At 62.3% G+C, this 8276-nt stretch carries 6 protein-coding genes; 2 read left to right on the top strand and 4 right to left on the bottom strand.

All coding sequences use genetic code 11. The annotated features are described in order from the left end of the window. The first annotated feature begins 110 nt into the window (after window positions 1-110). Window positions 111-323: a transposase gene (locus tag J7J55_01810; GenBank protein MCD6141440.1), complete on the top strand. Its 213-nt coding sequence runs from the start codon at window positions 111-113 to the stop codon at window positions 321-323. 118 nt (window positions 324-441) lie between these two features. After that, entirely contained in the window at window positions 442-1509 is a 1068-nt protein-coding gene (locus J7J55_01805) for a helix-turn-helix domain-containing protein (GenBank protein MCD6141439.1), read from the top strand. Between the two features lie 306 nt (window positions 1510-1815). Here the strand turns inward: J7J55_01805 and J7J55_01800 are convergent, their stop codons facing one another. The 4 genes from J7J55_01800 to J7J55_01785 form a co-directional block, all read right to left on the bottom strand. Next, complete coding sequence (locus J7J55_01800; protein ID MCD6141438.1) at window positions 1816-2799, bottom strand: hypothetical protein; 984 nt, start codon at window positions 2797-2799, stop codon at window positions 1816-1818. A gap of 188 nt (window positions 2800-2987) precedes the next feature. Continuing rightward, complete coding sequence (locus J7J55_01795) at window positions 2988-5648, bottom strand: pyruvate, phosphate dikinase (GenBank protein ID MCD6141437.1); 2661 nt, start codon at window positions 5646-5648, stop codon at window positions 2988-2990. Window positions 5649-5742: 94 nt separating this feature from the next. Then, window positions 5743-6636, bottom strand: a complete 894-nt coding sequence (ftsY, locus tag J7J55_01790; protein ID MCD6141436.1) for a signal recognition particle-docking protein FtsY — start codon at window positions 6634-6636, stop codon at window positions 5743-5745. Further along, window positions 6636-8258, bottom strand: coding sequence for an arginine--tRNA ligase (locus J7J55_01785; protein MCD6141435.1), 1623 nt, complete (start codon window positions 8256-8258; stop codon window positions 6636-6638). Before J7J55_01785 ends, ftsY begins: the two co-directional genes overlap by 1 nt. Between the last annotated feature and the right edge of the window lie 18 nt (window positions 8259-8276).

The following is an 8276-nucleotide window of genomic DNA, read 5'->3' as shown; positions in this document are numbered from 1 at the left end:
GAAGCTCTTCCGCGGGGCGTGCACCCTTGAAACTGGACCAGTAAGTAGAGAATCGCTCTGAGGAAGGAGTCGATTCTCATGAAGAGAAGTAGGTTCGCTGAAAAAAGATTGTGAAGATTTTGGAGCAAGCGGACAAGGGAGACCAGACCATCACGGAGATCTGTCGTGAGCATGGAATCTCACAAGCTACGTTCTACAGCTGGCGTAAGCAGTTTCGGGGGATGAACGTAGAGAAGACACTACGTGAGTTCAAGCATCTCCGGTGGATGCGCCAACACATGGTGACCCACCCCCAAACCTTTCAGCGTTCGAGGAGTTCTTGAAAAAGTGCGGCATCCCTCCTATGCGTAAGATTGTACAAACAGCCATGAAAGGAGGGATGCCACCTTGCTGGCCTTTACGCTCACCGAAGCTTACAAGATCACCCACCCGGAGGGCAAAGTGACCTTAAGACTGAAGATCGTGGACACCTACAAGGAGTGTGGGAGCCTGAGGGAGACTGCCCGTCGGCTTTCCATCTCCCGCAATACCGTGCGCAAGTGGGTGCGGAGGTACCTGCAGGAAGGGGAGGCGGGTCTTGTGGATCGATCACGCCGTCCCCACACAAGCCCTCGCCGCACTCCCAAGGAGGTGGAGGAAGAAGTCCTTTCCCTGAGCCAGGAGCGGGGCTGGGGCAGAAGACGTATCGCTCACGCCCTGAGGCTACCCGAGGGAACGGTCAGGCACATCTTAAGGCGCCACCTGGGTGAAGGCAGGAGGAAGAGGAAGAAGCGCAAGACGTTCTACCCGGCCCGCTGGGCGTGGGAAGAGGAGGAGCCGTTCCGCCTTGCCCAGGTGGACACCAAGGACATCCTGGACAAGGGGACGCTGGGGACAAAGCGTTGGGACCACCTGAGGAAACACAGGCTTCCCCGCTACCAGTGGACATTCCTTGAGGGGCGGACAAGGCTTAGATTCTTAGCTTACAGCCACAGGCTCTCAGTGGTGAACGGGCTATGTTTTGTGGCGTTGGTGATGAGTTGGCTTAGGGCATGGGGGATCGAGGTCGAGGTGGACTGGCAAGAGGATTGGGGGTCTGAGTTTGGAGGAGAGAATCCAGAACACCTAGCCAAGCTGGACGAGAAGTACTACCGGCCGTTTGGAGCGAGGCTGCGGCGGGCTCCAAAAGGGAGGAAGGGGTACCAAGGGCGGGTAGAGCGGTCGCACCGCACTGATGACGAGGAGTTCTACATTCCCTGTCTTAAGCGGGCTAAAAACGATGAGGAGTTTCTGAGGTTGGCGCGGCGGTGGCAGTATTATTACAACGTGGAGCGGCCACACTTTGGGGCGGGGATGGAGGGGAAGACGCCGATGGAGAAGCTGCGAGAATTAGGATTAGATCTACCGGACGAGTTCGCTTGTTTCCCGGTGATCCTACTCGACAAGGTGGCGGTGATCTGGGCCTCTAAGGGGGGTCACGATGTCTTGGCCTACTACAGTACCTCATTGAAAAAGTTACCGAAGCCATGAATGTGTTGGAGCAAAGCGGCGAACCAACGCTCTGTCCCGAAGTTGAGAAGCTGGTGAGACAGATCAACTCTGTTACCATCTACCGTCTTCTCAGCGCGCATCGGCCGAAGTTTCCAAGAAGGTTATCCGGGCCTCAACCTAGTAGAGATTCGCCATCGAATGGAGAAGAACCTGAGTAAGCTGTGGAGATGCAATGGGTAACCCAAATTCTGAGGCAACGACGGATACCCCTCTGACAATTCTCGTTTTGAGGCATCACGCAAATCTTGATCGAAAGTTACGGATCACGAACCGCGGTGGTGAGCTCTATTTATGTTCCAATTCTTTGAGGACGAAGTGGACGAAATCGAGAAGGAGGATGACCCGAATCGCGTTCTCCCGGGTGGCGAACGCGAGGGATATCCCGTGTTCCACTGCGTGACGGTTGAGGGTTCCGTCGTCGGTGAACGCAGCGAACTTGACGAATCGATAGAACGGAAGCTCTTCCGTCCCGATCAGGCGAGAGAGAATCTCACGCAGGAATGCTTCCACTGTGACGTAGCTTCGCCCTTGGATCTCGATCAGCTCCTCCAGCGTGAGTTCGGCCGGGTTCGCCTCTTTCAGGTAGTCCCACAGGACACCCTCGGGCTGAGGGAGCAGTCCATAGATCGAAAGTGCGTACTCCCCACGCCGGAACGCGGAGATCGCATCGCGGATGATCCGTTCCCTGCGGATGAACGGGGGAAGGTCGAACCACGATTCGACGAGACCGACGATGAATTCCGCGGTCATGAGTTCTCCGAGCCCGTCCGGAGCGACCGGTTTACCGACCGCTGCGATGACGCGCGGGGAGAGGAGGTAGCCGTCCCGGGCGAGCTCACACAAACCAGATCGATCCATCCCGACCTGCTCGGTGTACGCTTTCTCCACCGCGGCGAGTCCTGCCTCCAGATGCGCCTTCCATGCAGCGAGCGCTCGCTGGAAGATGGCGTCCCGGTGCGCGGCCCGCTGCATGCGCCATGCGTTACGAAATGCGTTGTAGAAAGGCTTTTCCTTCTTCGGCTTGAAGTACGGGTCGAGCCCGTTCGCCTGTGCGATCAAACGGGCAAGAGGGCGGAGTGCCTCTTCTGGGAGCTTGACCCAGTCTTCTTTGACATACTCAGGCTCGATCAAGAGGGACTCGACGAGGGAGAGGAAGAACCCGCGCGCCCGCTTGGCCCGCTCCGCCTGCACGAGCTCCTCCTCGGTCGGAACGAGGCGGATCCTCACCTTACCGATCCCCGCTACTACGATCGTCTCTTCTTTCGTCAACTCACCACCTTCTCGACGGGTAGGATTTTACCGCAGAGATGCTGAAAGCACGGCAAAGGGATAATCCTGCGCAAGAGCGTGGACTCATCGGAAACCCCAGTCTCAGCGTCCTCTGCGTCTCCACGGTGCACCAAAAAAAGAGGCCGGGATCTCCCAGCCTCCGTTGTTATCAGGTGCCAATAGTGTCGCTACTTGTCGGCGAGCGCCGCCTGTGCCGCGGCGAGGCGCGCCACCGGGACGCGGTACGGACTGCAGCTCACGTAATCGAGCCCAACGCGGTGGCAGAACGCGATCGACCGCGGTTCACCTCCGTGCTCGCCGCAGATCCCGAGGTGGATGTCCGGCCGGGTCTTGCGTCCGAGCTCGCACGCCATCTTGACGAGCTTGCCCACTCCGTCCTGGTCGAGGACCTGGAACGGATCGTACTCGTAGATCCCCTTGGCGACGTACTCCTTCAGGAACTTGCCGGCGTCGTCGCGGGAGAATCCACACCCCATCTGGGTGAGGTCGTTCGTCCCGAAGCTGAAGAACTCCGCCTCGCGGGCGATCTCGTCGGCGGTGACCGCGGCACGCGGGACCTCGATCATCGTCCCCACCTTGTACGGGATGTCATCGGTGGTGAGGCCCTGTTCCTTGAGGACCTCCTGTGCAGTCTTGTCGATCACCGCCCGCTGCAGCTCGAGCTCCTTGACGTTTCCCACGAGCGGGACCATGATCTCGGGATGGACCTTGATCCCCTCCTTGTACACGGTGCACGCCGCCTCGATGATCGCACGGGCCTGCATCTCGGTGATCTCCGGATAGGTGATCCCGAGCCGGCAGCCGCGGTGCCCGAGCATCGGGTTGAACTCGTGCAGCGCCTCCACCTTCTCCTTGATTTTTTCCACCGGGATTCCCATCGCCTGCGCGACTTCGCGCTGTCCTTCAGCATCGTGCGGGAGGAACTCGTGCAGCGGCGGGTCCAAAAGCCTGATCGTCACCGGGCGGGCCCCCATGGCGCGGAAGATCCCCTCGAAATCGCCGCGCTGCATCGGGAGGAGCTTGGCGAGCGCCTTGCGCCGACCGGCCTCGTCGTCGGCGAGGATCATCTCGCGCACGGCGATGATCCGATCTCCCTCGAAGAACATGTGTTCGGTGCGGCAGAGCCCGATCCCTTCTGCGCCGAACTTCACCGCCTGGGCGGCGTCGTGCGGGGTATCGGCGTTGGTGCGCACCCCGAGGCGCCGGACCTCGTCGGCCCAGGTGAGGATGGTGCCGAAGTTCCCCGACAGCTCCGGCTCAATTGTCGGAACCTCTCCCAGGTAGACGGCGCCGGTGGAGCCGTTCAGGCTGATCGAGTCCCCTTCCTTCACTGTGTGCCCGTTGACGGTGAACTCGCCCTTCGCGTAGTCGATCACCAGATCTCCTGCCCCAGCGACGCAGCACTTCCCCATCCCGCGGGCGACGACGGCGGCGTGGCTCGTCATCCCGCCGCGGGCGGTGAGGATCCCCTGCGCGGCGTTCATCCCACCGATGTCCTCAGGTGAGGTCTCGATCCGGACGAGGATCACCTTCTTCCCCTGCTTGGCCGCTGCCTCCGCCGCCTCGGCGGAGAATACGACCGCTCCGGTCGCCGCGCCCGGGCTTGCCGGGAGCCCCTTGGTGAGCAGCACGGCCTTTTTCTCCGCCTCCGGATCGAATGTCGGATGGAGGAGCTGGTCGATGTGGGCCGGAGTGACGCGCATGAGCGCCTCCTCCTTGGTGATCTTCCCCTCGTTCACCATGTCGACCGCGATCCGCACCGCGGCCGCCGCGGTCCGCTTCCCGGTCCGCGTCTGGAGGAGGTAGAGCTTCCCTTCCTGGATGGTGAACTCGATGTCCTGCATGTCGCGATAGTGTTCCTCCAGGATCTCGCGGATCTCGAGGAGCTCCTGGTAGACCTGCGGCATCTGCTCCTTCAGCGTGGAGATCGGCTGCGGGGTGCGGATCCCGGCGACGACGTCCTCCCCCTGGGCGTTCAGCAGGTACTCACCGTAGAACTCGTTCTCACCGGTCGCCGGGTTGCGGGTGAACGCGACCCCGGTGCCGGAGTTCTCGCCCATGTTTCCGAACACCATCGCCTGCACGTTCACCGCGGTTCCGATCAGGCCGTGGATGTCGTTGATCTCGCGGTACTTGATCGCCCGCGGGTTGTTCCACGAGCCGAACACCGCCCCGATCGCCCCCCACAGCTGCTCGTTCGGATCCTGGGGAAACTCCACCCCGAGCTTGTCCTTGATCACCTGCTTGAACGACTCGGCGAGCTCCTTCAGGTCGTCGGCGGTGAGATCGGTGTCGAGCTCAACCCCGCGCTTCTTCTTCAGGGCGTCGATGATCTGCTCGAACGGATCGAGCTCCTTCTCGGACTCGGGCTTCAGGCCGAGGACGACGTCCCCGTACATCTGCACGAGCCGCCGGTAGGCGTCGTAGGCGAACCGGGCGTTCCCGGTCTTGCGCGCGAGTCCCTGCACCGTCTCGTCGGTCAGGCCGAGGTTGAGGACCGTGTCCATCATCCCGGGCATGGAGACCGCTGCTCCGGAGCGGACCGAGACGAGGAGCGGGTTGTCCGGATCCCCGAACCGCATCCCGGTCTCGGCTTCGAGCTTGCGCATGTTCTCCTCGACCTGTTCCTTCAATCCGGGCGGGTACTCACCCGGATGCTCCTCGGCGTAATAGCGGCAGACCTCGGTTGAGATGGTGAACCCGGGCGGGACCGGGATTCCGATCCTGGCCATCTCCGCGAGGTTCGCCCCTTTTCCCCCGAGGATATCCTTCATCGAGGCGTTCCCCTCGCTCTTGCCCTTGCTGAAGAAATACACGTACTTTTTCACTTGACTGCACCTCCATAAAAATTCTGCGATCCCGCGATTGAGCAATTTCAATCGCTATTTTCTCCCAATCATTCGATCCCTCAATCTCGCGATTTTACCCGGAGAAGAGCGCCTCGACGAACTGCTCGGCAGAGAACTCGTGCAGGTCCTCCGGCTGTTCCCCAACCCCGATGTACAGAATCGGGAGCTTAAGTTCTTCCCAGATGGCAAGGACCACGCCGCCTTTGGCCGTCCCGTCGAGCTTGGTGAGGACGATCCCGGAAAGGTCGATTGCGTCGTGGAACAGGCGCGCCTGCGAGATCCCGTTCTGCCCGGTCGTCGCGTCGAGGACGAGGAGCCGCTCGTCCGAGGGGCGTCCGAGCTTCTTTTGGACGGTCCGTTCGATCTTCTTCAATTCCTCCATCAGGTTGTGCTTGGTATGGAGCCGGCCCGCGGTGTCGATCAGGAGGACCCCGCCGGTCTTGACCGCGTGGTCGATCGCGTCGAACACCACGGCGGCCGGGTCGGCCCCGATCCGATGCTTGATGATGTCGGCTCCGATCCGCTCCGCCCACACCCCGAGCTGCTCGATCGCCGCCGCCCGGAACGTGTCCGCAGCAGCGAAGGTGATCGGAATCTCCGGCGTCTCGGCGCGCAGCCGAGCGGCGATCTTGGCCACGGTGGTCGTCTTCCCCGACCCGTTCACCCCGGCGACGAAGATCACCGTCGGGCTCCCGTCGGTTCGCAGGGCGAGCCGGCGCTCCGCCCCGGCGAGCCGGGCCTTGATCCCCTGCTTGAGCGCATCGAGGGGGGCGCCTCCGGCAGCGGCGAGGGACTCCACCAGCTCAGTGGCGACGCGTGCCCCGACATCAGCTGCGATCAACGCCTCCTCCAGCTCCTCCATCGTCTCCGGCTCAAGCTTGCCTCCCCGGAGGATCTGACCGAGCGGGGCGGCGAGCCCGGCGCGCGTCCGCTTCAGTCCCTGTTTGAGTCGGTCGAACCAGGCCATCACATCACCTCCGGTGCGGTCATCCCCAACAGCCCGAGCGACCGGGAGATGACGGTCTTCACCCCGGCGAGGAGGGCGAGCCGGGCGTGCGTGACTCCCTCTTCCTCTCCCAACACGCGGTATGCATCGTAATAGGCGTGAAAGGCACGGGCGACCTCGAGGGCATAATCGGTGAGAAGGTGCGGTCCGAACTCGCGTGCGCTCTGCTCGATTATCTCCGGGAACCGATCGAGGAGCTTGATCAGCCCGAGTTCCGCCGGCGCCGTCAATGGGGAGAGATCGACATCGGCCCATTCGCGTGTGATCTCCGCCTTGCGGAAGATCGAGGCGATGCGGGTGTGGGCGTACTGGATGTAATAGGCCGGATTGTCGAGGGATTGGGCACGGGCGAGGTCGATATCGAACTCGAGGTGGCTCTGCGGCTTGCGCGCCGCCATGAAGTACCGGACCACATCCTTGCCCACCTCATCCACGAGGGTGCGGAGGGTGATGAACCTGCCGGCGCGGGTCGACATCCGGGCTCTTTCCCCCCTCTCCCTGATGCTCACGAACTGGTGCACGGCGTAGGAGAGGAACTCCTCCGGCACCCCGAGGATGCGCAGCCCGGCCTTGACGCACGATTGTTCCACCACATGATCGGCCCCTTGGACGTCGATAACACGAGCGAAGCCGCGGCGAAACTTGTTCATGTGGTAGGCGATGTCGACCATGAGGTAGGTCGGGCGCCCGTCACTGCGGATGAGGACGGAATCCTTCGCTCCCCCGTGTTCCTCCGCCCGCAGCCATATCGCCCCGTCCTTTTCGTAGGTCCCGCCGCGGGCGCGCAGGGCATCCAGTGTCGCGGTCACCTCCCCGCTGCGGTGGAGATCCCCCTCGCTGAACCAGACGTCGAACTCCACCCCAAGGCGGGCGAGGTCCTCCCGGATCGACTCCTTGATCCGGGATACGGCGGCCTCCGCGAAGAACTCCCGTGCTTGGGGGGTGAACTCGGGGAACCGATCCCCGATCTCGTCCCGGACGGCGCGGGCGATCTCGATCAGGTAGTCGCCCTTGTATCCGTCCTCCGGGATCTCGCGCCGCTCCCCGAACAGCTCCCGGTATCTCACCCACAGGGACTCCGCCAGGAGATCGATCTGGCGCCCCTCGTCGTTGAAGTAGTACTCGCGCGTCACCCGATACCCGAGTGACTCATACAGGGATGCGAGGACGTCCCCGAGGACCGCCTGGCGCCCGTGCCCCACGGTGAGCGGGCCGGTGGGATTGGAGCTGACGAACTCAACCTGAAGTGACTTCCCGTTTCCGATGTTCGTGCTGCCGAATTCCTCCCCGGCTTGCAGGATCTCCCGCAGGGCAGAGTGGATGAACTCGGGTTTCAAGAACAGGTTGATGAACCCTGGTCCGGCGATCTCCACCTTGGCGAACGGTCCGTCCGGGAGATGAGCGATGATTTGCGTCGCGAGCTCGCGCGGCGGAAGTTGGGCCGCTCTGCTTCCCACAAGGGCGAGGTTTGTGGAGAAGTCCCCGAACTCCGGGCGCTCCGCCGGGGTCACCTCCACCGGCGTCGCCCTGTAGCCAAGGGACTCCCAAGCCGCGACAAGGCATTCTCTAATGCTATTGCTCAATGTCATAGATAGGGATGG

Source organism: Candidatus Bipolaricaulota bacterium (assembly GCA_021159055.1).
Taxonomy (GTDB): domain Bacteria; phylum Bipolaricaulota; class Bipolaricaulia; order UBA7950; family UBA9294; genus S016-54.
Note: the sequence above shows the minus strand (reverse complement) of the source record. Positions and strands in the feature narration are given on the sequence as shown.

What these genes read in the sequence shown, in the direction of transcription:
- ftsY (MCD6141436.1), bottom strand. Translation starts at nt 6,636, where the DNA reads ATGGCCTGGTTCGACCGACTCAAACAGGGACTGAAGCGGACGCGCGCC.